Source organism: Modestobacter muralis (assembly GCF_010682105.1).
In the GTDB taxonomy this organism is placed as follows: domain Bacteria; phylum Actinomycetota; class Actinomycetes; order Mycobacteriales; family Geodermatophilaceae; genus Modestobacter; species Modestobacter muralis.
Genome location: NZ_JAAGWH010000013.1, coordinates 266,632 through 288,021, shown reverse-complemented (window position 1 = coordinate 288,021; position 21,390 = coordinate 266,632). Strand labels below are relative to the sequence as shown.

Sequence of the window (21,390 nt, the reverse complement as noted above, 5' to 3'; positions counted from 1 at the left end):
GGACGGGTGCCCGGATCGTAGGGCCGGGCAGACGCCCTCGTGGTCGCGCCCGCCCGGCGGCGGGCTAGCGTTCCCCCATGCCGCTGATCTTCCACTGGGGCGGGCCGCGCCACGGCCAGGTCGACGACGTCCCCGACGAGGCGGTCCTCTCCTCGGTCCTGGTCTACGACGGGCCGCAGTACCTGGGCGTCTACGAGCGGTCCACGCCGCCGCAGATGCACGACACCCCGCAGGGCCCGGCCGAGGTCTGGGTCGTGCGCGAGTAGCTCATCTCCCGCCGGTCACCGCCAGGTGGCCGGTCGAGGTCAGCTCGTCGGCGATGTCGTGCAGCTTGCGGTTGGTCAGCGACGACGCCCGGACGAGCAGGTCGAAGGCCTGGACGGCGGTCAGCTTGTACCGCTCCATCAGGATGCCCTTGGCCTGGCCGATCAGGTCGCGGCGGTCCATCCCGGCCCGCAGGTTCGACTCGTGCTCGGCCCCGGCGAGCGCGACGGCTGCGTGGGCGGCGAACAGCTGGCCGACGTCCTCGGACTCCGCGTCGAAGGCACCCGCGCGGCGCGCGTAGAGGTTCAGCGCACCGAGGTTGCCGCCGTCGACGAAGAGCTGGAAGCACAGCAGGCTCCCCACGCCGCGGGCCGCCGCCTCGCGGGCGAACTCCGGCCAGCGCTCCTCGCCGGCCACGTCGGGCACCGACACGACGCGGTTGTCCCAGATCGCGTCCAGGCACGGGCCCTGGTGGAGCGTGCCCTGGAGTGCGTCGAGGTCCCGGGGCAGGTCGCTGGTCCAGGCGCGGGGCTGGACGTCCCGCCGGTGGACCACGTAGCTGATGCCGCACTCGTCGGCGCCGGGGACGGTGTCGACGGCGGCGCGGGTGATGCCCTGCAGGGTGCCCTCGACGTCCCCGTGCTCGTGCTGGAGCTCGCGGGCGACGCGGCTCATGACGTCCCCGAGGCTCCCCGCGGCGTGGTGCCGACTCGTGTCGTCCTGCGGATCAGCCGTCACAGGACGAACCTACGCGCCCACGGCCTGGTTCGGCTGCCGCTCAGTCGGGGACCGGGCCCGCCGAACCGGCCGGGTACTCGCGCAGCGGCACCTCCCCGCGCGACCACGCCGCGAGGATCGGCTCGACGATCCGCCAGCTCTCCTCGGCCTCGACGTCGCTGATCGACAGGGTCCGCTCACCGCTCAGCATCTCCCCGAGCAGCAGCCCGTAGGCCGACAGCGGCGCCGGCGGCAGCTCGATGTCCAGTGCGCGGCGGTCGAGTTCGAAGGGGTCGTCGGCGTCGTTGAGGTTGATCTCCAGGGAGATGTGGTCGGGGTCGAAGCTCATCCGCAGGACGTCCGGTTCCGGGGTCCCGCGGCCGAAGGCCAGGTGCGGCACCGGCTTGAACCAGATCGCGATCTCCTGCCGGCTCGACCCGAGGGCCTTGCCGGTGCGGAGCCGGAACGGCACCCCGGCCCAGCGCCAGTTGTCGATGGTCACCGTGTACTCGGCGTACGTCTCGGTCTCCCGCGCCGGGTCGACGCCGTCCTCGGTGACGTAGTCGGGCAGTTCGCGGCCGTCGATGGTGCCGGCGGTGTAGCGGGCCCGCACGGTGTCGCGGGCCATGTCGGCCGGGGGACGCACGGCGCGCAGCACGTCGGCCTTGCGGGCGGACAGGCTCGCCCCGTCGATGGCGTGCGGTGGCTCCATGGCGATGATCGCCAACTGCTGGAGCAGGTGGTTCTGCAGCATGTCCCGCAGGGCGCCGGCGGTGTCGTAGTACTGGGCGCGGCCCTCCAGCGCCAGCGGCTCGTCGAAGACGATCTCGACCCGGTCGACGTGCTGGGCGTTCCAGATCGGCTCGAACAGCCGGTTGCCGAAGCGGAGCCCCAGCAGGCTGAGCACGGTCTGCATGGCCAGGAAGTGGTCGACCCGGAAGGTGCGGTCCTCGGGCACCAGGCGGTGCAGGACGGCGTTGAGCGCGCGGGCGTCGGCCTCGTCGCGCCCGAAGGGCTTCTCCACCGCGATCGTCGTCCCCTCGGGGAGATCCACCTCGGTGAGCGCCTCGAGAGTGGCCAGGAAGACGGTGTTGGGCAGCGCCAGGTAGACGACCGGTCGGCCACCGGCCCGGCCCAGCGCCTTCGTCAGGTCGTCCGGGGTGGTCACGTCGCCCTGCTGGTGGGCGAGCCGGGCGACCAGCCGCTCCCGCGCCTCCTCCGGCACGTGCGCAGCGTGCTCGGCCAGCCGGGCCCGCGCCCAGTCGCGGTAGTCGTCGTCGGACCAGTCCTGCTGGCTGACCGCGAGGACGTCGACGTCCTCGCCGCCGCCGTTCCCGAAGAGCTCGGCCAGGCCCGGCAGGAGCAGCCGCCCGGTCAGGTCACCGCTGCCGCCCAGCACCACGAACGTCACCTGCATCGTCGTCCCACCTCGTCCTCGACCGGGGGCCCGTGGCTGAGGCGCGATCCGCGTACCGACCTGCCCAGCGCGCGGCCCGCCCAACCCCCGTGCGCTCCGGGCGGGCTGACGGCTCAGTCGGCCAGGCAGGCCGTCAGGGCGCCCACCATCAGGGGGACGTCGAGGGCGGAGGCCAGCTCCCGGCAGGAGTGCATCGCCAGCATCGGGGCGCCGATGTCGACGGTCGGGATGCCCAGGCGGGTCGCGGTCAGCGGACCGATCGTGCTGCCCGAGGGCAGGTCGGCCCGGGTGACGAACCACTGCACCGGCACCCCGGCGTCCGCGGCGCGCTCGGCGAACCAGCCGCTGGAGGCCGCGTCGGTGGCGTAGGCCTGGTTGGCGTTGACCTTGAGCACCGGTCCGCCGCCCAGCTGCGGCCGGTGGTCGGGCTCGTGCCGGTCGGAGCGGGTCGGGTGCACCGCGTGCGCCATGTCGGCCGACACCAGCCGGGACCGGGCGATCGTGCGGGGCAGCGCCTGGACGTCGCCGGCGTCGGTGACCGCGACCAGCCGGGTGACGACGTCGGCGAGGAAGCTCCCCCGGGCCCCGGACATCGAGCCGCTGCCCACCTCCTCGTGGTCGTTGCACACCAGCAACTGCGTGCGCACGCCCGCCGGGGCGGCCAGCAGCGCGGTCAGCCCGGAGTGGCAGCAGGCCAGGTCGTCGAGGCGGGGCGCGGCGACCCAGGTGTCGTCGGCGCCGGCCCGCGCGGCGGGCTGGGTGTCGGCGAGCACCAGGTCGTGCCCGACGACGTCCCCGGGTGCCACGCCGGCGGCGGTGGCCACGGCGTCCCGCAGGCCCGGCTCGGTGCCCAGGTCACGGGACCAGACCGGCACCAGCTCGCGCTGCGGGTCCAGGGTCAGCCCGTCGCGCACGCTGCGGTCCAGGTGGATCGCCAGCGACGGCAGCCGCAGCGGTGCGCCGGGCAGCCGGACCAGCGCCGTCGTCCCGCCGCGCAGCGCGACCCGGCCGGCGACGGTGAGCTCGCGGTCCAGCCAGGTGTGCCACAGGCCGCCGCCGTACGGCTCGACGCCGACCAGCCGGTAGCCGGCCTGCCGGACGTCGGAGTTCGGGCGCACCTTGAACGTGGGGGAGTCGGTGTGCGCGCCGACCAGCCGCAGCCCTGCCTCCGCCGACGGCGCGCTGCCCACCCGGAAGGCGATCAGGCTGCCGTGCCGGACGACGAAGTGCTCCCCACCCGGAGCCAGCTCCCACCGGTCGGCCTCGGCCAGCTCGGTGAACCCGGCGGCGCGCAGCCGGCGGGCGAGCTCGGCGACCGCGTGGAACGGCGACGGCGAGGCGTCGACGAAGGCCCGCAGGTCGTCACCGAGGGCGAGGGCGTCAGTGGTCTCCGGCATGGGGCCATCCTGCCCAACCGGCGGACGCCGGGTGCGCTGGGTTGCCGACGGGCCGGGGCGGGAACGATGCTCGTGCACCGGGCCGCCCCCGGTCCTTTCCCCGCGCCACACCTCAGGAGATCCACCACGTGCTGACCGTCAACGCCCGCTCCACCGTCTCCGCCGGTGCGCCCTTCACGGCGACCACCATCGAGCGCCGCGACCTGGGCCCGCACGACGTGCTCATCGACATCGCGTTCGCCGGCATCTGCCACTCCGACATCCACACCGCCCGCGGTGAGTGGGGCGAGACCCTCTTCCCGCTCACCCCCGGGCACGAGATCGCCGGCACCGTCTCCGCCGTCGGGTCCGAGGTCACGAAGTTCGCCGTCGGCGACCGCGCCGGGGTGGGCTGCATGGTCGACTCCTGCCGCGAGTGCGAGCACTGCCTGGCCGGCGAGGAGCAGTACTGCCTGAAGGGCTTCACCGACACCTACGGCGCGATCGGCGAGGACGGCCGGCCGACCGAGGGCGGCTACGCCGAGAAGATCGTCGTGGACGAGGAGTACACGCTGCGCATCCCCGAGGGCATCGCCCTCGACGCCGCGGCCCCGCTGCTCTGCGCCGGGATCACGCTGTACTCCCCGCTGCGGCACTGGAACGCGGGCCCCGGCAAGCGGGTCGGCATCGTCGGCCTCGGCGGGCTCGGCCACGTCGGCGTCAAGCTGGCCGCGGCCATGGGCGCAGAGGTCGTCGTGCTCAGCCAGTCGCTGAAGAAGCAGGAGGACGGGCTGCGCCTGGGTGCGGGCGCCTACTTCGCCACCAGCGACCCCGACACGTTCACGTCACAGGCCAACACCTTCGACCTGATCATCTCCACGATCTCCGCGAACGTGGACATGGGCGCCTACCTCGGCCTGCTCAAGCTGGACGGCGCCCTGGTCAACGTCGGCCTGCCCGAGGCGCCGCTGCAGGTGCCGGCGTTCCCGCTGCTCGGCGGGCGCCGCAGCCTGGCCGGCTCGATGATCGGCGGCATCCGCGAGACCCAGGAGATGCTGGACTTCTGCGCCGAGCACGGCGTGGGCAGCGAGATCGAGGTCATCTCCGCCGACCAGATCGACGAGGCCTACGAGCGGGTCGTGGCCAGCGACGTGCGCTACCGCTTCGTCATCGACATCGCCACGATGGCCTGATGAGCACAGCCACGATGGCCTGATGAGCACAGCCACGGCCGGCTGACCCGACCGGCACGCGAGGGGGACGTCACCGGCCGGTGACGTCCCCCTCGTCCCTCCGGACGGGCGTTTGTGCTGGCCGGTGCGGGTAGGGCGGGGACATGGCCGACGACGAGATCGAGATCGACGCACAGGGCGAGAACTCCTACCTGGTGGTCCAGCCCAGCGAGCTGGAGGACGTCCGCACCTTCGTGACCGTCTCCCCCGAGGTGATGGACCGGCTGGGCAGCGACGACGAGGAGGACGTCGTGCGGCGCACCGTCCTGTTCCTGCGCAAGCACCAGGAGGTGGCCGACTTCCCCGAGGTCATCGACCTGGAGGACGTCATCGCCGGCTACGACGACTACCTCGAGTCGATGGCCACCGCCGACTGACGACGGGTGCGCCCCGACCCGGGGGATGATCCACACCGTGGTCGAGCTGCCGTTCCGGTACGACGTCGAGGTCGTCGGGCTGCTCGCCGCGCCGGGCCACCGGTACGACGGGCGGCCCGACCCCACGACCGCCGCGCTGCCGGTGGAGTCGCGGACGAGCATCGAGGTCCGGGCCGACCTCGGCGTCGTGGGTGACCGCTACTCCGCCCGGCCCGCCCACCGGGACGCCTCGGTGACCGTGCTGGCCGTCGAGTCGCTGGAGGAGCTGGCCGCCGAGCTGGGCACCGGTACCTGGGACCCGCTGGCTGCCCGGCGCAACGTCGTCCTGCGCGGCGCCGAGGTCGAGGCGCTGCGCGGGCAGCCGTTCAGCCTGGACTGCGGCGCCGGAGAGGTGCGCCTGGACGGCGGCCGCCCGGCCAACCCGTGCGCGTGGATGGACCTGGTGCTGGCCCCCGGCGCGCACCGCGGGATGCGTGGCCGCGGCGGCGTGCGTTGCCGGCCCCGCAGCGACGGCGTCCTGCGGCTCGGGCCGGCCGTGCTGCGCTCCGCCGTCCCGTTGGACGCCGCCCGGGCCGGTACCGCCCGCCGTCCGGAGCCCCGGAGACCGGTCGCCTAGGGTCTGCGCGTGCCCGACGTGACCGAGGTCGACCGCCGGGTCGTGCGCAAGGCCGCCCGCCGGCTGCTGCCGCTGCTGGTCCTGCTGTACCTGGTCAACTACCTGGACCGGGTCAACGTCGGCTTCGCCGCGCTCACCATGAACGCCGACCTCGGGCTGAGCTCGGCGGCCTACGGGCTGGGCGCGGGGCTGTTCTTCATCGGCTACTTCGTGTTCGAGGTGCCCAGCAACATCGTCCTGCACCGGGTCGGGGCCCGGCTCTGGATCGCCCGGATCATGATCACCTGGGGCCTGGTCGCCTCGGCCACGGCGTTCGTGCAGGGCGAGGTGAGCTTCTACGCCGTCCGGGTGCTGCTGGGCGTCGCCGAGGCCGGCTTCTTCCCCGGGGTGCTGCTGTACCTGACCTACTGGTTCCCGCGTCCCGAGCGCGCCCGCATCGTCGCGCTGACCTTCCTGGCCGTGCCGCTGTCGTCGGTGATCGGCAGCCCGCTGTCCACGCTGCTCATCCAGCACGGCGAGGGGCTGCTCGGCTTCGACGCGGGCTGGCGGTTCATGTTCTTCGTCGAGGGGCTGCCCGCCGTCGTCCTCGGCGTCGTCGTCCTCCTCCTGCTCCCCGACCGGCCCACGAGGGCGCGCTGGCTCACCCCCGCCGAGGCGACCGCGCTCGAGGCGCACCTGGCCGCCGAGGACGCCGAGACGGTGGGCCGCGAGGTGCCCACCCGGCAGGCGCTGACCGACCCGCGGGTGCTGGCGCTCAGCGGCGTCTACTTCGGGATCGTCTTCGGCCTCTACGTGCTGGCCTTCTTCCTGCCGCAGGTGGTCCGCGGTTTCCAGGAGCAGTTCGGGACGACGTTCTCGCTCCTGCAGGTCGGTCTGGTCACCGCCGTCCCCTACGTGTTCGCCGCCGTCGCGATGGTGCTGTGGGCCCGGCACTCCGACCGGACCGGCGAGCGGGAGGGGCACGTCGCGGTCGCGGTGTTCGTGGGCGCCGCCGGGATCGCCGCCGCGCTGTACATGGACTCCCCGCTCGCGGTGATGGCCTGCATCACCGTCTGCGCGGTCGGCATCTTCGCCGCGATCCCGGTGTTCTGGACGCTGCCCACCCGGCTGCTGACCGGGGTCGGCGCCGCCGCCGGCATCGCCCTGGTCAACTCCTTCGGCAACCTGGCCGGGTTCGCCGCCCCGTACGTGACCGGCTGGCTGGAGGACCTCACCGGCAGCTTCCGCACCGGCATGTGGGTGGTCGCCGTGCTGATGGTGGCCGCCGGGCTGGTCGCGCTGCGCTCCCGCCCCGCCCAGCGCTGACCCTGCTTCGATGGGGGCCCGCCCTCACGACCTGGAGCTCCCGTGCCCTCGCTGACCGCCCTCGCCGGCACCGCCACCGCCGCCTTCTCCGCCGCCGTGCTGGTGGCCCCCGCCGCGCTGCTGACGCCCTGCGGGCTCGACGTCACCGCCTCCAGCCGTGCACTGGTGCGGATGGTCTGCGCGCGCGACGTCGTCCTCGGGGTGGCGCTGGCGACGGCGCCGGCCGGGCGGCTGCGCCGGCGAGCGGTCGCCGGGCGGGTCGCCGCCGACCTCACCGACGCCGCGGCCCTCGCCGTCGCCCTGGCGGGGGAGCGGCGGCGCGGGCTGGTCAGCGCGTCGGCGGCCGTCTGGGGACTGGTCTGCCTGACCGCGGGCGTGCTGGACGAGCGCGCCGGCCGCTGACCCGTGCGGCGTCAGGCGGCGGGGGAGGAGGTCACGGCCTGGACCCCGATCGACTCCGGGAGGAGAGCAGCAGGCCGACGAGCGCGGCGACCGCGGCGATCCCCTCGGCCACCGCGCTCGCCGTCTTCTGGCCGAACCACACCGGCTCGTACATGGACGGGATCGGCCCGAGCGCAGGGACCTCCACGTACCGGGTGACCACGACGGCCGCCAGCGCGCTCGCCGCGACGCCCATCGCAAGGGCGTAGGCCAGCCGACTGCCGGTTACGAGGACCAGCAGCGCGACGAGGGCAGCCACCACGGCCTCCACGCGGAACAGGTTGCCCTGACCGATCCCGGTGGGATCCGCCAGTTGGTAGCCGGGGGCCAGCCGGAGGTGCACGACGGCGTCGACCGCCAGGCCGGCGGCGACGACCAGTCGGAGCGCGGCGTCCGCCACCCGGGTGGCGGCGATCGGCCGGGTGACGACCGGCTCGGTGCCCGGCCGGGACGTCCTCACCGCACGACCAGGACGCCGCGCATGTTGCTGTGGTAGGCGCAGAAGAAGGGGTAGCTGCCCGGTGTGGTGGGGGCGGTGAAGGTGCCGGTCGCGGACCCGGTGACCACCGCATCGAAGGCGTCGCCCTCGTCGGCCGTGACCGTGTGGGCCTCGCTGTCCATGTTCATGACGGTGACCGTCGCCCCCGGGCTGACGGACTCGGGGACCCCGTACGCGAAGTCCTCGATGGTGATGACCGTCTCGGCCGACGACGGGCTGGCCGCCGCGGACGACGAACCGGAGGGTTGCTCAGACGTCGAACCGGACGTCGGAGAGCCGGCCGCGCTGGAGGCCGCGGCCGCGGGACCGTTCCCGGACTCCGCCGACGAACCGCAGCCGGTCAGGAGGACCAGGGCGAGGCCGCACACCGCGGGGAGGACGGCGCGCTTCCGGCCGGACCACCCGCTCTCGGCGGACTGCTGAGGACCACCTGGCACCGCCGTGTCCTGTCCACCGACCGCGTGGGACGGTGCTGCGAGGAGCAGGAAGTTCGTCATGATGTCCTCCCGGACGGTGCTGCCGGACGACCCGGCTCGGAGAGCGGTGGGAAGTGGTGCACCGAGCGTTCGGTGTGGAACGTCACACCGGATGGCTCCTGGCTGCAGAACCGCGTGGGGTGTGCCCGCGAGGTGGTCGTCAGCTGTGCGTCGGGCACGACTCGCCCGGGTGACCAGGGTGGACGTCGGGTGCGCGGCTGTGCGCATGCTGTGCGCGCCGGGACGCGAGGAGCGCGTCGTCGGTCCCACGGACGGAGAACCATGCGCATCGAACACCGGCTCGGCACCCGACTCGCCGGCGGGCTGACCGCCGGCCTCGCGGCCCTGCTGCTCGCCGGCTGCAGCGGCTCGGACGAGGCACCGCCGGCCGCCGCGTCGTCCTCGGCCGCCAGCTCGGCCCCCAGCTCGTCCGCCGCCCCCAGCAGCGAGTCGCGCACCGGCAGCGAGGTCGCCGCCGCGGCGGCCGACGCGCTGGAGCAGGCCGGTTCGGCCCACGCGACGGGCACCGTCGGCACCGGCGCCGAGGCCCAGAGCCTGGACCTGCAGCTGCAGGGCGAGGACGTGTCCGGGAGCATCACCATCGGCGACCAGACGGTCCAGCTGCTCTCCGTGGGCGGGGTCAGCTACCTGCAGGCCGGCGCCGGCTTCTGGACCTCGTCCGGCGCGCCCGCCGAGGCCGTCGCGCAGCTGGACGGCCGGTGGGTCGTCGTGCCCGCCGAGCAGGCCGCGGACTTCGCCGAGGTGACCCTGGCCGGTCTCGCCGAGGAGCTCCGCAACCCCAGCGACGGGGCCTACCAGGACGAGATGCGGACCGAGCAGCTCGACGGTCAGGACGTGCTGGTCGTGACGCAGGAGAGCGGCAGCGAGGTCTACGTGGCCGCCGCGGACCCGCAGTACCCGCTGAAGACCACGACCACGGGCACCGACGCGGAGTCGGTGACCATCGACGGGTTCGGCGAGCAGGTCGAGATCACCGCACCGACGGACGCACTCGACCTCAGCGACCTCGGCGCCTGACCCGGCCTCCCGTACGCGCCCCGGCACCGGGGCGCGTGCGGGACGAACAGGGAAGTGGAGTGAGCTCTCCGGTTGGTGCTACGGTCCCTCGGTGAACCGGAGCAGCTCGTCCACTTCTGCCGTGACCCGCTCGAGCAGCCGGGCTGACCGCTGATGCCCACCGTCCTGCTGGCCGGCGCCAGCGGTGACCTCGGCGAGCGCATCGCCACGGCGCTGGTCGCCCGCGGGGCCACCGTGCGCGCCCTGACCCGGTCCGGGGCGTCGGTGGCCAAGACCGCGCACCTGGAGTCGCTGGGCCTGCAGGTGGTGGCCGCCGACTACGCCGACGCGCCCGCGCTGCGGGCCGCCGCGACCGGCGCCGACGTCGTCGTCTCCGCCCTCGCCGGGCTGCGGCCGGTCGTCCTCGACGCGCAGACCCAGCTGCTCACCGCCGCGGTCTCCGCCGGTGTCCCGCGGTTCATCCCGTCCGACTACTCCGCCGACTACCGGCGGCTGCCCGCCGGCACCAACCGCAACCTCGAGCTGCGCCGGGAGTTCATGACCCGCCTGGACACCGCGCCCCTGCAGGCGACCTCGGTCCTGGTGGGCGCCTTCGCCGACATGCTCACCGGCCAGGCCCCGCTCGTGCTGTTCGGCCGCGGCCGGGTCCTCTACTGGCACGACGCCGACCAGCCGCTGGACTTCACCACCAAGGACGACGCCGCCGCGTTCACCGCCGAGGCCGCACTGGACCCGACCACGCCCCGCTTCCTGGAGGTGGCCGGCAGCACGGTGTCCTCCCGTGACCTCGCCCGCACGATGACCGAGCTGACCGGCGAGCCGTACAAGCCGCAGTACGCCGGCGGCATCGGCTTCCTGCGCACGATAGCCCGCGTCGGCAAGCTGGCCTCCCGCGACCGCACGGCCCTCTACCCGGCCTGGCAGGGCATGCAGTACTTCGACACCATGTTCAGCGGCGACGGCACGCTCCAGGCCGTCGACAACGACCGGTACGGCGTCCGGCACTGGACGTCGGCGGCCGAGGTCCTCGCGGCCCGCTGACCCTCCAGGAGCCGACGTGGACGACGAGGGCCCGACCCGGTTGCGGCGGGACGCCGAGGCCAACCGGCAGCGGATCCTCACCGCTGCCCGGCGGCTGTTCTCCGAGACCGGCCTGGCGGTGAGCCACAACGACGTGGCCCGGGCTGCCGAGGTCGGCGTGGGCACCGTCTACCGGCGGTTCCCGCGCAAGGAGGACCTGCTGCTCGCCCTCTTCGAGGACCAGGTCGAGCAGGTCGTCCGGCTGGCCGAGACCGCGGGGGCGCGCGCCGACCCGTGGCGCGGGCTCTACGTGTTCCTCGAGGCGATGCTGCAGATGCAGGCCGACGACCGCGGGCTGCACGAGTACCTGCTCGGCTCGCAGGCCCCCTCGCTGGCCGGGCGGGCCACCGAGCGGATCAGCCCGGTGGTCGCCGAGCTGCTGGCCCGGGCGAAGGAGCTCGGCCAGGTGCGCGCCGACGTCGAGGTGGCCGACGTCGCCCTGGTGCCCGTCCTGGTCGGCGCGGTGCTGGACCGCACCCGCGGCGTCGCCCCCGACCAGTGGCGCCGGGTGCTGGCCCTGGTCATGGACGGCTTCCGGCCTCCGGCCGAGGGGTCGCTGCCCGGGCAGCCACTGGACCCGGCCCAGCTGGAGCAGGTCTTCACCAGCTGGAAGGGCCGGTCGGCGTGACGGTGGTCGTGGTCGGCGCCGGGCCGGTGGGGGTCACCGCGGCGCTGCTGCTGGCCCGCCGGGGTGTCGACGTCCTGGTGCTCGACCGGCACGAGGAACCCTGGCCCGAGCCGCGCGCCGTCCACCTGGACGACGAGTCGCTGCGGGTGCTGCAGGCCGCCGGGGTCGCCGACGCGTTCACCGCGGTCAGCCGGCCGATGGCCGGGCTGCGGCTGCTGGACGGCGCGCACCGCACGCTCGCGGAGTTCGGCCGCGGCGCCGGGGAGCACGGCTGGCCGCAGGCGTCGATGTTCAGCCAGCCCGACCTGGAGGCGGTGCTGCGCAGGGCCCTGGCCGCCGAGCCCCGCGCCCGGCTGCGCGGCGGGGTCGAGCTGGTGCACCTGGCACAGCATGGCGGACCGGTCCGTCTCACCGTGCTCGACCGGGCCACCGGTGCCGAGGAGGTGCTGGTCGCCGACGCCGTGCTCGGCTGCGACGGGGCCAACAGCACGGTGCGGCGGCTGATCGGGTCGTGGATGCGCGACCTCGGCCCGTCCGAGCGCTGGCTGGTGGTCGACCTGGTCGCCGACACGGCGCTGGACGTCTGGCCGGGCGTGCACCAGGTCTGCGACCCGGCCCGGCCGGCCACCTTCATGCCCGTCGCCGGCGACCGCCACCGGGCGGAGTTCCGGCTGGCCGCGGGGGAGACCCCGGCCGACCTGGACCTGCACGCGCTGCTGGCCCGGTTCGGGGCGGGCGGGTGCACCGTGGTGCGCGCCGCCGAGTACACCTTCGCCGCCCGGGTGGCCGACCGCTGGCGCAGTGGCCGGGTGCTGCTCTGCGGGGACGCCGCTCATCTGACTCCGCCGTTCATCGGGCAGGGGCTGGGCCTGGGGCTGCGCGACGTCCACCAGCTGTCCTGGAAGCTCGCCGAGGTGCTGGGCGGCGCCGACGACGCCCTGCTGGACACCCACCAGGCCGAGCGCGCCCCGCACGCCACCGCGATGGTCCGGCTCGCCGTGCTGCTGGGCCGGCTGATGACCGGCGGCGGCGCGCGGGCGGTCTGGCTGCGCCGGGTGGTGCTGGCCGGGGTCCGCCGGGTGCCGCGGCTGGCCGCGTTCGCCTCGTCCAGCCGCACCCCGCCACTGCGGCCCGGGCCGCTGGTGCGCCGTCGTCGGGTGGCGCCCGGGTCGCCGGTCGGCGGGCTGCTGCCCCAGCCGCCGGTCGCCGGCGGACGGCGGCTGGACGACGTGCTGGGCCCAGGCTGGGCGGTGCTCACCGCCGGCGGGCCGGTGCCCGCGGGCTGGCCCGGGCGGGTGCTCCCGGTGGGCGAGCTCGGGTCGCCGGAGCTGGTGCGCTGGCTGGGGGCGCGGTCGGTGCTGGTGCGCCCGGACCGGATCGTGGCCGCGGTCAGCCGGGCGTGAGCGCCGTCCTCAGGTCCGCGAGGGTCTCCCGGACGGCGGTGGGCAGGTCGCCCACGCCGTTCCCGTCGGCCCAGCGGTCGTAGCCGACGGTGAACGCGGTGACGGCGGCGTGCGCGGTCAGCGTCGCCTGCCCGGGTGCGACGCCGCGCTCACGGAGTGCGGCCGCGACCGCCGCCGCCAGGTCGGCGGACTTGATCAGCGCGCGTTCCCGCAGGTCGGCCGAGGACTCGACCAGGTCGCGGCGGGCACGGGCCCACTCGCCGTACTGCGCGAGCTGGGCGCCGCCGGTCTCGGCGAGGGCGGCGATGACGGTGTCGACGGGGGCCTGGTCCACCGGGGCGGCGGCGACCGCGGCCACGACGCCGGCCTGGAAGGCGGGGGCGCCGGCGAAGAGGACCTCGCGCTTGTCGGCGTAGTGACGGAAGAAGGTGCGCTTGGTCAGCCCGGCCCGCTCGGCGATCTCCGCCACCGTGACCGCGTCGTAGCCGCGCTCGAAGTACAGCGACATCGCCGCGTACTGGAGTCGCCCGCCGGCGTCCGCTTCCCACCTGCCCATGCCGACACCCTAGTCGGCATGACACCCGGTGACATCAGCTGCTACGGTGCCCATGTCACCGGGTGACATCACGTCGACCCGGAGCGCCGAGCAGAGGACGACCGACGTGCCCAGCAACACCGCAGCGTGGATCACCGGGAAGTACGCCCAGCTCGAGGTCGGCCCCGCCCCCTACCCGACCCCCGGGGCCGACCAGGTCGTCGTCCGCGGCCACGCGGTCGCGATCAACCCGCTCGACTGGGTCATCCAGGTGGCCGGGCCGGTCGCGTACCGCTGGCTGCGCTACCCCACGGTGCTCGGCTCCGACGTCGCCGGTGAGGTCGTCGAGATCGGGTCGGCGGTGACCCGCTTCGCCGTCGGTGACCGGGTGCTCGGCCACGCCGTCGGGACCGACCAGGACAGCACCAGCCCGGCCGAGGGCACGTTCCAGCAGTACACGGTGCTGCTGGAGCGGATGGCCTCGCCGATCCCGGACACGCTGACCTACGAGCGGGCCGCCGTCCTGCCGTTGGCGCTGTCGACGGCGTCCGCGGCGCTGTTCCAGACCGACCTGCTGGGCCTGCGCCACCCCACCGCGTCCCCGGAGCGCACCGGTGAGGTGCTGCTGGTCTGGGGCGGGTCGACCAGCGTGGGCAGCAACGCCGTCCAGCTCGCCGTGGCCGCCGGCTACGACGTCGTCTCCACGGCCTCGCCGCGGAACCACGAGCACGTGCGGTCGCTGGGGGCCGGTCAGGTGCTCGACCACAGCTCCCCGACCGTCGTCGCCGACCTGATCGCCGCCCTGGCGGGCCGGACCGTGGTCGGCGCAGTGGCCCTCGGCGCCACCTCGCTGCCGGCCTGCGTGCAGGTCGTCGCCGCCTCCACCGGCCGGAAGGTCGTCGTCGCGGCCAGCACGCCGGTCTCCTTCGAGGGTCTCGGGGACGCCGACCGCCCTCGCCTCGCGCTGCCCCGCACGATGCTCCGGCTCGTCGGGAAGACCGTCGCCCAGCAGGTGCGGGCCCGCCGGGCCGGCGTCCGCACCCCGTTCGTGTTCGGCACCAGCCTCAAGCACAACGAGGTCAGCACCGCGGTCTACCGCGACTTCCTGCCCGCCGCGCTCGCCGAGGGCCGCTACGTCGCCGCGCCCGAGCCGCTGGTCGTCGGCTCCGGCCTCGAGTGCCTGCAGGAGGCCATGGACGTGCAGCGCCGCGGCGTCTCGGCCCGGAAGGTCGTCGTCACCCTCGCCTGACCAGGGGTCACCGCGACTCGATGTGCCCGGCAGGGGCGGCGTCCTCGGCGCGGACGGCGGGCCAGGCGGCGGGGTCGACGCCGAGTGCGGTGCGCAGGTAGGCGGTGGTGGCGCGCTGGACGAGGGCGACGCGCTCGGGGCTCTCGTCGGTGGTCTCGGTGACGCCGTGGCCGCTGATCCCGCCGAGGGAGTGCTCGCCGCCGGCCAGGGTGAGCAGGTCGGTCGCGCCCGGGCTGAGCCGGAACACGTCGGTGAACCAGTCCGGCCCGCGGGTCGACAGCGCCGACTGGTCGGCATCGCCGGCCACCACGAGGGACGGCGTGGTCAGGCTGCTGAAGTCCGGGCGCATGAACGCGAAGTGCTCCGCCGCGAACGGGGTGAGCTCCTCCCCGGTCCCGGTGGTGGCGAGCAGGACGCCGGCACGGATCCGCGGGTCGGTCAGGCTCTCGCCGGGGACGCCCGCGGCGTCGAGCACCCGCGCGCCGAGCAGCATGCCGACGCTCTGGCCGCCCCAGGAGTGTCCGACGGCGGCGATGCGGTCGTGGTCGACGCGGCCGGGCAGGCCCGGGACGGCTGCCTCCAGGAGGGCCAGCGAGTCGAGCACCCGGGTGAGGTCGGCGACCCGGATCCGCCAGATGTCGGCGTACCGCGGGTCCTCGGGCGTCACGTGCAGCGTGCGCGAGTCCAGGAAGGTGGGCTGCAGCACGACGAGGCCGGCCGCGGCCCAGTGCTCCACCAGCGGGGCGTAGTCGTCCATCGACTTGCCGAAGCCGTGCGCGAACAGGACGACGGGCAGGTCGGTCCCGGTGGTCGGCGCGGTGACGCGGACCCGCAGGTCCGCGCCGCGGCCGGCCGCGGGGACGACGACCGGTCGGACCGAGACGATCGGGGTGGCGCTGGTCATGGGGTGTCCTCTGGTTGTGGTGGGGCGTCGCCGCCCGGCATGATGACCGAAACGGAACGCGGTTCCACCACCATACGGAACAACGTTCCGCTTTGTCGAGGAGAAGTCATGGCCGACGTCGAGGCAGCGCGCCCCACCCCCCGGCAGCGGGCCGACGCACAGCGCAACAACAGCGCGCTGCTGGACGCGGCGGCGGCGGTGTTCGTCCGGGCGGGCGTCGAGGCGCCGGTGCGGGACATCGCCGCGGAGGCCGGCGTCGGCGTGGGCACGATCTACCGGCACTTCCCCACCCGGGCCGACCTGGTCGTCGCCGTCTACCGGCACCAGGTCGAGGCCTGCGCCGCGGCCGGCGCGACGCTGCTCACCGAGGAGGCCACCCCGTACGCCGCCCTGGTGCGGTGGGTCGACCTGTTCGTCGACTTCCTGGTGACCAAGCACGGTCTCGCGGCGGCGATGCACTCCGACGCGGCCGGCTTCGAGACGCTGCACGCGTGGTTCCTCGACCGGCTCGTGCCCGCCTGCGCGGCGTTGCTGGGCGCAGCCGTCTCGTCCGGTGAGGTCCGCACCGAGGTCGACGCCCTCCAGCTGATGTACGGCGTGGGCAACCTCTGCATCGGCGACGACGACCCGCGCTACGACGCCCGCCGCCTGGTCGCCCACCTGCTCGCCGGACTGCGGGCCTGACCTCCCGGGCCTGGTGGCCGGGGCGTGCGGACATGCCGCAGGATCAGGGCATGACCGCCACCGCGCCTGATGCTGTCGTGCCCACCGACGTCGGGGCGTTCGACGTCGCCGCGCTCCGCGCGCACTTCCCCGCCCTCACCGACGGGGCCGCCCACTTCGACGGCCCGGGCGGCTCGCAGACGCCCGACGTCGTGGCCGCCGCGATCGCCGCGACGATGACCCAGCCGATGTCCAACCGCGGCACGGTCACCCAGGCCGAGCGCAACGCCGACGCCGTCGTCCGCGAGGCCCGGCAGGCGGTCGCCGACCTCACCGGCGGGGTGCCCGGCGGCGTCGTCTTCGGGCGGAGCGCCACCGTGCTCACCTACGACCTGGCCCGGGTGCTCAGCGCCGGCTGGGGTGTCGGGGACGAGGTGGTGGTGACCCGGCTCGACCACGACGCCAACGTCCGCCCGTGGGTGCAGGCCGCCGAGGCCGCCGGGGCGACCGTGCGGTGGGCCGACTTCGACCCCGCCACCGGTGAGCTGGCGCCGGAGGTGGTGGGCGCGCTGCTGTCCGAGCGCACCCGGCTGGTCGCGGTCACCGGCGCGTCCAACCTGATCGGCACCCGCCCCGACGTCGCCGCGATCACCGCCCTGGCACACGGGGTCGGCGCGCTGACCTGGGTCGACGGCGTCCACCTGACCGCGCACGCCCCGGTCGACGTCACCGCGTTGGGAGCGGACTTCTTCGTCTGCTCGCCCTACAAGTTCCTCGGCCCGCACTGCGGGTGCCTGGTCGCCGCCCCCGAGCTGCTGGAGACCCTGCACCCGGACAAGCTGCTGCCCTCCAGCAACGCCGTCCCGGAGCGGTTCGAGCTGGGCACGCTGCCCTACGAGCTGCTGGCCGGCACCACCGCCGCCGTCGACCTGCTCGCCGGCCTGGCCGGCCCCGAGGGCGACCGGCGCACCCGGCTGGTCGCGGCGATGGCGGCGCTGGAGGAGCACGAGGACCGGCTGCGCACCCGCATCGAGGACGGCGTCCGCGACCTCCCCGGCGTCACGGTCTGGTCGCGCGCGCACCACCGGACGCCGACCCTGCTGCTCACCTTCGCCGGCCGCAGCGCCGCCGACGCCTACCGGTTCCTCGCCGAGCGCGGGGTCAACGCCCCGGCCGGCTCGTTCTACGCGATCGAGGCCTCCCGGCACCTCGGTCTCGGGGACACCGGCGGCCTGCGGGTCGGGCTGGCGCCGTACAACGACGACGCCGACGTCGACCGCCTGCTCACCGGCCTGCGCGCCTTCACCGCCTGAGTGGAGTGGATCCGCCGGCGTCACGCCGGCGGATCCACTCCACCTCAGCCCTCGGCGATGCGCTTGATGGCCGCGAGCGTGGCCGGGATGCCGTCGAGGGCCGAGCGGGTGCGGTCCTCGATCTGCGCCTGGGCGTCCGCGCCGTAGCGCTCGGCGAACACCTCCAGGCCGGCGGGGAGGAACTCCCAGGACTCGGTGAGCTGCGTGCCGCCCTCCACCGGGGCGAGGGTGAACGCCCAGCGCACCAGCCGGCCGCTGACCAGCCAGGCGAACTCACGGCCACGGTCGGCCACGACGACCTGGCTGCGGGTCTCCCAGGTGCGACCGGGCACCTCGTTGCGGCCGGTGAACCAGGCACCCGGCGTCGCCGACGCACCCTCGTCCCACCAGCACGCCCGGCAGACCGGGCTCCACTCCCCGGTGCGCGTCACGTCCGAGACCAGGTCGTAGAGCTCCTCGGGCGAGGTGGCGACGACGACGGACGCGGAGTGGGTCAGCGCGGGCACCTCGGCATCCTGCCAGTCAGATCGCGGTGAGTTCGTGGCAGATCGGAGGGGTGCAACGGAGACCGGCGGGTACCGGGGGCTCATGAACATCGACAAGAGCCAGATCCTCGAGCTCCTCAAGTCCCAGGGCAACAACGACCAGGCCGCGCAGGCCGACTCGGAGCTGCCCGACCAGGTCGACACCGACCAGCACGCGGGCCTGCTGCAGAAGTTCGGGCTCAACCCGATGGACCTCGTCGCCAAGTTCGCCGGCGGTGGCGGTGGAGGCCTCGGCGGCCTCCTCGGCCGCTGACCTCGCTCCCCCTCCCTCCCCCTCTCCCTAGGAGTCCCCACATGGCCAACACCATCTCCCGTTCGCTCCACGACGTCGGCCTCGCCGCCTGGTTCGGTGGCACGCTCGCCAACGCCGTCGCCCTCAACGCCGCTGCGGCCGAGGCCGGCAGCGACAAGGCCACCGGCGCCGTCGCCAACGCCGGTTGGGACCGCTGGACCCCGATCAACGCCGCCGCCATCGGTGCGCACCTGATCGGCAGCGTCGGCCAGCTGGCCGGCAACAAGGACCGCCTCGCCCAGCAGCAGGGTGTGGCCGGCATGTCCGCGGTCAAGACGCTGCTCACCGCCGCTGCCCTGGGCGTCACCGCCTACAGTCGCGTCCTGGGCAAGATCGTCTCCCAGAACGGCGCCACGCCCTCCAAGCGCGGCACCAAGGCCTCGAAGACGGCCAAGGGCGAGGTCGCGGCCGCGCAGGCCAAGCTCGACCAGCTCCAGTGGGCCATCCCGGCCATCACCGGTGCGCTCGTGGTCGTCACCTCCTACGCCGGCGAGCAGCAGCGCCCGGCCGAGGTGCGCCGCGGCATCGTGGAGAAGAACTCGTCGCTCTGAGCGGCATCCCGGGAGCGGGGCCGGTCCGCCGGTCCCGCTCCCGGGCTCCCTCCTCAGCGGTCAGCTGAGCCGGACGTCGACGTCCACCGGGCCGGCCTGGTCCAGGGCGACCTCAGCGGTCCCGCCCGGGCCGGACACCGCGTAGTCGCCCAGCAGGCCGGTGACGGACACCCGACCTGCGTCGTCGGTGCGCAGCGTCGTCGGCGCCAGCCACCACTCGCCCTTCACCAGGTCGTGGAGCGCGGTGTAGGACGGCTTGGGTGTGCCGTCGGCCCGGACGAGCCCCACGGGTGCGCCCAGCCAGGCCCCGGCGTCGGTGACCCCCCAGTACGTCGCGCCCTGGACAGCGGGGTGTGACAGCAGCGTGCGGTGGTGCTGCACGACCTCCTCGGCATGGCGGGCCTCGCCCTCGGGGGTGGAGGGCCACTCGTCGACCTGCCAGTCGTTGAGGTCCTCGATCTCCGGGGGCATCAGGTCCCCGGACAGCAGGGTGGTCTCGGTGAGGTGGAGGGGGAGCCCGAAGCGGGCGAACCGGTCCAGCACCTCCAGCGTCCGGTCCTCGCCCCACGCCCCCTGGTGCATGTGGCTCTGCAGGCCGAGGGCGTCGATCCGGACGTCGGCCGCCAGGCAGTCCTCGATCAGCTGCTCGGAGGCCGGCGACATGTTGAAGTCGTTGAGCAGCAGCGTCGCCGACGGGTTGGCCGCGCGGGCCTCCTCGAACGCCAGCCGGACCGTGTCGACCCGGCCGAGGCTGCGGCAGAGCCGGGTGAGCGCGTCGTCGTACCTGTCGAACACCGGCATGATCACGGCCTCGTTGATCGCGTCCCAGGTGTCGACGACGCCGGCCATGTCGGTCACCTCGCGCCGGATGCGGGCCCGCAGCGCCGCCTCGATCCCGGCGTCGGTCTCCCCGAGCGGCCACTCCGGGGCCAGCGTGTGCCAGGCCAGCGGGTGCCCCTTGACCGCCACCCCGCGTGCGGCGAACCACTCCGCGGCCCGGCGCAGCCGCGCGGTGTCCGGCCGGCCGCGCTCGGGCTCGAGGTCGGCCCAGTAGAAGGGCAGCGTCGCGGCGTTGAAGACGTCGAGCCACAGCAGCCGCGGTCCGACGGCGGCCGAGCGGCTGCCGGGGGACCGGGGCTCGGGGAGCATGCGGGCAGCGTCGTCGCGGCCGGCGGCGGCCGCACGTCGGGGCTCAGCGCCGCGGTGCGACCAGCCCGGGCGCGGCCGCCTGGCCGGGCAGCAGGTCCGCGGTGGTGAGCAGCAGCAGGAAGACGATCAGGACGGCGACGGTGAGCACGGGGACCTCCAGGTGGGGACGTGCCCCCACCGTCGTCGCGTTCCCTGGACGCCTGCCCAGCCGCGGCTGTGAGCCTGCTGCCGGTGTTGCACGTGGAACAGCTCCGGGCCGACCCCGGTGACGGGAGTCGGCCCGGCGCGGTGCCTCAGAGTGCGTCGGCGAAGAGCGGGACGGCGTTCTCCAGGGCGTACTGGATGCTCTGCGGGGTCGCGAGGGAGAAGGCGTTGGCCAGCGTCAGGTCGTCGAGGACGACGCTGTGACCGGCCTGCACCGAGGGGATCGCCTGCCACAGCGGGTTGCCGGTGATCTGCGCGGCGTCGACGAAGATCGGGAACGCCACGGTCAGGCCGGCGTCCAGCAGCGGCAGCTGCTCGTCGCTGACCGGCACGAAGAAGCTCTCGGTGGCGAGCGCCTGCACCTCCGGCGAGTTGGTGAAGCCGAGCTGCTCCATGAAGTCCACCCGGCCGTCGCCGCGCACGTAGGCGCCGAAACCGGTCGAGCCGTAGGCGGCCACGGCCACCTCGACGCCGTCGAACTCCGGGTGGGCCGCCGCTGCGTCGGTGAAGGCCTGGTCGACCTCGGCGGCGACCGCGTCGGCCTCGGCGGTCTTCCCCAGCGCCTGGCCGACCAGGTCCAGCTGCTGGGAGTAGGTGGTGAGGTAGGGGTCGACGCCCTCGGGCTGGCCGATGGTCGGGGCGATCTGCGACAGCGCCTCGTACCGCTCCGGCGTGGCCGGGGACTTGGTGTCCAGGATCAGGTCGGGCTGCAGCGCGGCGATCGCCTCGTAGCTGGGCTCGAGGGTCTCGATGATCTCCGGGGCCTGGTCGTACTCACCTGCTGCCCACGGGCCCACGCCCTCGCCGCCGAAGGCCAGCCAGTCGCTGGCGCCGACCGGCTGCACGCCCAGGGCCAGCGCGGTCTCCGCGTCGCCCCAGCCCAGCGCGACGACCCGGACCGGCTCCTCGGGCACCTCGACGTCGCCGAAGGCGGTGGTCACGGTGACCGGGAAGGCCGAGGAGCTGCTGGGGCTCGCGCTGCCCTCGGCGCTGGGGGCCTCGCCGGCGTCGGAGCCGCCGCAGCTGGTGACGACGAGAGCGGCAGCCAGCAGGGCTGAGCCGCGGAGGGCGGTGCGGGACGACATCGTGCTCCTTGCTGAGGTGGTCAGGTGAGGC

The 21,390-nt window shown here is 74.6% G+C and carries 25 protein-coding genes; 15 read left to right on the top strand and 10 right to left on the bottom strand.

From position 1 onward, the window contains the following. Positions 1-77 precede the first annotated feature (77 nt). Positions 78-266 (top strand): hypothetical protein, encoded by a 189-nt coding sequence (locus GCU67_RS05555; protein ID WP_163610069.1) that lies wholly within the window; start codon positions 78-80, stop codon positions 264-266. A 1-nt stretch (position 267) separates the two neighbouring features. On the opposite strand, the gene GCU67_RS05550 is transcribed toward GCU67_RS05555, so the two are convergent. The 3 genes from GCU67_RS05550 to GCU67_RS05540 form a co-directional block, all read right to left on the bottom strand. After that, on the bottom strand, positions 268-939 hold the full coding sequence (locus GCU67_RS05550; protein ID WP_163610068.1) for a GAF and ANTAR domain-containing protein: 672 nt from the start codon (positions 937-939) through the stop codon (positions 268-270). A 103-nt stretch (positions 940-1,042) separates the two neighbouring features. Next, a complete protein-coding gene (locus tag GCU67_RS05545; RefSeq protein WP_163610067.1) occupies positions 1,043-2,398 on the bottom strand; it encodes a glucose-6-phosphate dehydrogenase in 1,356 nt (451 codons plus the stop codon). Between the two features lie 113 nt (positions 2,399-2,511). Continuing rightward, a complete protein-coding gene (locus tag GCU67_RS05540) occupies positions 2,512-3,795 on the bottom strand; it encodes a M18 family aminopeptidase (protein ID WP_163610066.1) in 1,284 nt (427 codons plus the stop codon). A 128-nt stretch (positions 3,796-3,923) separates the two neighbouring features. Here GCU67_RS05540 and GCU67_RS05535 point away from each other — a divergent pair, with 128 nt between their 5' ends. The 5 genes from GCU67_RS05535 (at position 3,924) to GCU67_RS05515 (ending at position 7,706) form a co-directional block, all read left to right on the top strand. After that, on the top strand, positions 3,924-4,967 hold the full coding sequence (locus GCU67_RS05535) for an alcohol dehydrogenase catalytic domain-containing protein (RefSeq protein WP_163610065.1): 1,044 nt from the start codon (positions 3,924-3,926) through the stop codon (positions 4,965-4,967). 143 nt (positions 4,968-5,110) lie between these two features. Beyond that, on the top strand, positions 5,111-5,383 hold the full coding sequence (locus tag GCU67_RS05530) for a hypothetical protein (protein WP_163610064.1): 273 nt from the start codon (positions 5,111-5,113) through the stop codon (positions 5,381-5,383). 37 nt (positions 5,384-5,420) lie between these two features. After that, a complete protein-coding gene (locus tag GCU67_RS05525; RefSeq protein ID WP_338104788.1) occupies positions 5,421-5,999 on the top strand; it encodes an MOSC domain-containing protein in 579 nt (192 codons plus the stop codon). Between the two features lie 9 nt (positions 6,000-6,008). Further along, a complete protein-coding gene (locus GCU67_RS05520; protein WP_338104787.1) occupies positions 6,009-7,304 on the top strand; it encodes an MFS transporter in 1,296 nt (431 codons plus the stop codon). A gap of 42 nt (positions 7,305-7,346) precedes the next feature. Continuing rightward, positions 7,347-7,706: a hypothetical protein gene (locus GCU67_RS05515; RefSeq protein ID WP_163610062.1), complete on the top strand. Its 360-nt coding sequence runs from the start codon at positions 7,347-7,349 to the stop codon at positions 7,704-7,706. A 31-nt stretch (positions 7,707-7,737) separates the two neighbouring features. Here the strand turns inward: GCU67_RS05515 and GCU67_RS05510 are convergent, their stop codons facing one another. Both GCU67_RS05510 and GCU67_RS05505 read right to left on the bottom strand, forming a co-directional pair. Then, the gene (locus GCU67_RS05510; RefSeq protein WP_211660777.1) at positions 7,738-8,205 is read right to left on the bottom strand and encodes a hypothetical protein; all 468 of its coding nucleotides are present in this window, start codon (positions 8,203-8,205) and stop codon (positions 7,738-7,740) included. Continuing rightward, complete coding sequence (locus GCU67_RS05505; protein WP_163610061.1) at positions 8,202-8,681, bottom strand: cupredoxin domain-containing protein; 480 nt, start codon at positions 8,679-8,681, stop codon at positions 8,202-8,204. Before GCU67_RS05505 ends, GCU67_RS05510 begins: the two co-directional genes overlap by 4 nt. Before the next feature lie 321 nt (positions 8,682-9,002). On the opposite strand from GCU67_RS05505, the gene GCU67_RS05500 reads away from it, so the two are divergent. The 4 genes from GCU67_RS05500 (at position 9,003) to GCU67_RS05485 (ending at position 12,869) form a co-directional block, all read left to right on the top strand. Then, positions 9,003-9,758: a hypothetical protein gene (locus GCU67_RS05500; protein WP_163610060.1), complete on the top strand. Its 756-nt coding sequence runs from the start codon at positions 9,003-9,005 to the stop codon at positions 9,756-9,758. A gap of 153 nt (positions 9,759-9,911) precedes the next feature. Next, positions 9,912-10,799, top strand: a complete 888-nt coding sequence (locus GCU67_RS05495; RefSeq protein WP_163610059.1) for an NmrA family NAD(P)-binding protein — start codon at positions 9,912-9,914, stop codon at positions 10,797-10,799. 16 nt (positions 10,800-10,815) lie between these two features. Beyond that, positions 10,816-11,466, top strand: a complete 651-nt coding sequence (locus tag GCU67_RS05490) for an SbtR family transcriptional regulator (protein WP_163610058.1) — start codon at positions 10,816-10,818, stop codon at positions 11,464-11,466. Next, positions 11,463-12,869, top strand: coding sequence for a bifunctional 3-(3-hydroxy-phenyl)propionate/3-hydroxycinnamic acid hydroxylase (locus tag GCU67_RS05485; protein ID WP_163610057.1), 1,407 nt, complete (start codon positions 11,463-11,465; stop codon positions 12,867-12,869). Before GCU67_RS05490 ends, GCU67_RS05485 begins: the two co-directional genes overlap by 4 nt. On the opposite strand, the gene GCU67_RS05480 is transcribed toward GCU67_RS05485, so the two are convergent. Then, positions 12,856-13,425 (bottom strand): TetR/AcrR family transcriptional regulator, encoded by a 570-nt coding sequence (locus GCU67_RS05480; RefSeq protein ID WP_163610056.1) that lies wholly within the window; start codon positions 13,423-13,425, stop codon positions 12,856-12,858. The two genes, GCU67_RS05485 and GCU67_RS05480, sit on opposite strands and share 14 nt — an antisense overlap. A 106-nt stretch (positions 13,426-13,531) precedes the next feature. Here GCU67_RS05480 and GCU67_RS05475 point away from each other — a divergent pair, with 106 nt between their 5' ends. Continuing rightward, positions 13,532-14,653, top strand: a complete 1,122-nt coding sequence (locus GCU67_RS05475) for an alcohol dehydrogenase catalytic domain-containing protein (protein ID WP_163610055.1) — start codon at positions 13,532-13,534, stop codon at positions 14,651-14,653. Positions 14,654-14,660: 7 nt separating this feature from the next. Here the strand turns inward: GCU67_RS05475 and GCU67_RS05470 are convergent, their stop codons facing one another. Next, positions 14,661-15,557: an alpha/beta hydrolase family protein gene (locus GCU67_RS05470; protein WP_163610054.1), complete on the bottom strand. Its 897-nt coding sequence runs from the start codon at positions 15,555-15,557 to the stop codon at positions 14,661-14,663. Between the two features lie 108 nt (positions 15,558-15,665). Between GCU67_RS05470 and GCU67_RS05465 the strand changes: the two genes are divergently transcribed. After that, positions 15,666-16,241 carry a TetR/AcrR family transcriptional regulator gene (locus GCU67_RS05465; protein ID WP_163610053.1) on the top strand — a complete coding sequence of 192 codons (576 nt, stop codon included), beginning with the start codon at positions 15,666-15,668 and terminating at the stop codon, positions 16,239-16,241. Positions 16,242-16,291: 50 nt separating this feature from the next. Continuing rightward, complete coding sequence (locus GCU67_RS05460; RefSeq protein ID WP_163610052.1) at positions 16,292-17,533, top strand: cysteine desulfurase-like protein; 1,242 nt, start codon at positions 16,292-16,294, stop codon at positions 17,531-17,533. Between the two features lie 44 nt (positions 17,534-17,577). Here the strand turns inward: GCU67_RS05460 and GCU67_RS05455 are convergent, their stop codons facing one another. Then, positions 17,578-18,039: an SRPBCC family protein gene (locus tag GCU67_RS05455; protein ID WP_338104785.1), complete on the bottom strand. Its 462-nt coding sequence runs from the start codon at positions 18,037-18,039 to the stop codon at positions 17,578-17,580. Positions 18,040-18,121: 82 nt separating this feature from the next. Between GCU67_RS05455 and GCU67_RS05450 the strand changes: the two genes are divergently transcribed. Continuing rightward, positions 18,122-18,331 (top strand): hypothetical protein, encoded by a 210-nt coding sequence (locus GCU67_RS05450; RefSeq protein ID WP_163610050.1) that lies wholly within the window; start codon positions 18,122-18,124, stop codon positions 18,329-18,331. Positions 18,332-18,372: 41 nt separating this feature from the next. After that, positions 18,373-18,921 carry a hypothetical protein gene (locus tag GCU67_RS05445; RefSeq protein WP_163610049.1) on the top strand — a complete coding sequence of 183 codons (549 nt, stop codon included), beginning with the start codon at positions 18,373-18,375 and terminating at the stop codon, positions 18,919-18,921. Between the two features lie 60 nt (positions 18,922-18,981). Here the strand turns inward: GCU67_RS05445 and GCU67_RS05440 are convergent, their stop codons facing one another. Both GCU67_RS05440 and GCU67_RS05435 read right to left on the bottom strand, forming a co-directional pair. Continuing rightward, a complete protein-coding gene (locus GCU67_RS05440; RefSeq protein WP_163610048.1) occupies positions 18,982-20,070 on the bottom strand; it encodes an endo-1,4-beta-xylanase in 1,089 nt (362 codons plus the stop codon). A gap of 293 nt (positions 20,071-20,363) precedes the next feature. Beyond that, positions 20,364-21,359 (bottom strand): iron-siderophore ABC transporter substrate-binding protein, encoded by a 996-nt coding sequence (locus tag GCU67_RS05435; protein ID WP_163610047.1) that lies wholly within the window; start codon positions 21,357-21,359, stop codon positions 20,364-20,366. Positions 21,360-21,390 lie beyond the last annotated feature (31 nt).

What these genes read in the sequence shown, in the direction of transcription:
- GCU67_RS05555 (WP_163610069.1), top strand. Translation starts at nt 78, where the DNA reads ATGCCGCTGATCTTCCACTGGGGCGGGCCGCGCCACGGCCAGGTCGAC.
- GCU67_RS05550 (WP_163610068.1), bottom strand. Translation starts at nt 939, where the DNA reads ATGAGCCGCGTCGCCCGCGAGCTCCAGCACGAGCACGGGGACGTCGAG.
- GCU67_RS05545 (WP_163610067.1), bottom strand. Translation starts at nt 2,398, where the DNA reads ATGCAGGTGACGTTCGTGGTGCTGGGCGGCAGCGGTGACCTGACCGGG.
- GCU67_RS05540 (WP_163610066.1), bottom strand. Translation starts at nt 3,795, where the DNA reads ATGCCGGAGACCACTGACGCCCTCGCCCTCGGTGACGACCTGCGGGCC.
- GCU67_RS05530 (WP_163610064.1), top strand. Translation starts at nt 5,111, where the DNA reads ATGGCCGACGACGAGATCGAGATCGACGCACAGGGCGAGAACTCCTAC.
- GCU67_RS05500 (WP_163610060.1), top strand. Translation starts at nt 9,003, where the DNA reads ATGCGCATCGAACACCGGCTCGGCACCCGACTCGCCGGCGGGCTGACC.
- GCU67_RS05495 (WP_163610059.1), top strand. Translation starts at nt 9,912, where the DNA reads ATGCCCACCGTCCTGCTGGCCGGCGCCAGCGGTGACCTCGGCGAGCGC.
- GCU67_RS05480 (WP_163610056.1), bottom strand. Translation starts at nt 13,425, where the DNA reads ATGGGCAGGTGGGAAGCGGACGCCGGCGGGCGACTCCAGTACGCGGCG.
- GCU67_RS05470 (WP_163610054.1), bottom strand. Translation starts at nt 15,557, where the DNA reads ATGACCAGCGCCACCCCGATCGTCTCGGTCCGACCGGTCGTCGTCCCC.
- GCU67_RS05465 (WP_163610053.1), top strand. Translation starts at nt 15,666, where the DNA reads ATGGCCGACGTCGAGGCAGCGCGCCCCACCCCCCGGCAGCGGGCCGAC.
- GCU67_RS05460 (WP_163610052.1), top strand. Translation starts at nt 16,292, where the DNA reads ATGACCGCCACCGCGCCTGATGCTGTCGTGCCCACCGACGTCGGGGCG.
- GCU67_RS05450 (WP_163610050.1), top strand. Translation starts at nt 18,122, where the DNA reads ATGAACATCGACAAGAGCCAGATCCTCGAGCTCCTCAAGTCCCAGGGC.
- GCU67_RS05445 (WP_163610049.1), top strand. Translation starts at nt 18,373, where the DNA reads ATGGCCAACACCATCTCCCGTTCGCTCCACGACGTCGGCCTCGCCGCC.
- GCU67_RS05440 (WP_163610048.1), bottom strand. Translation starts at nt 20,070, where the DNA reads ATGCTCCCCGAGCCCCGGTCCCCCGGCAGCCGCTCGGCCGCCGTCGGA.
- GCU67_RS05435 (WP_163610047.1), bottom strand. Translation starts at nt 21,359, where the DNA reads ATGTCGTCCCGCACCGCCCTCCGCGGCTCAGCCCTGCTGGCTGCCGCT.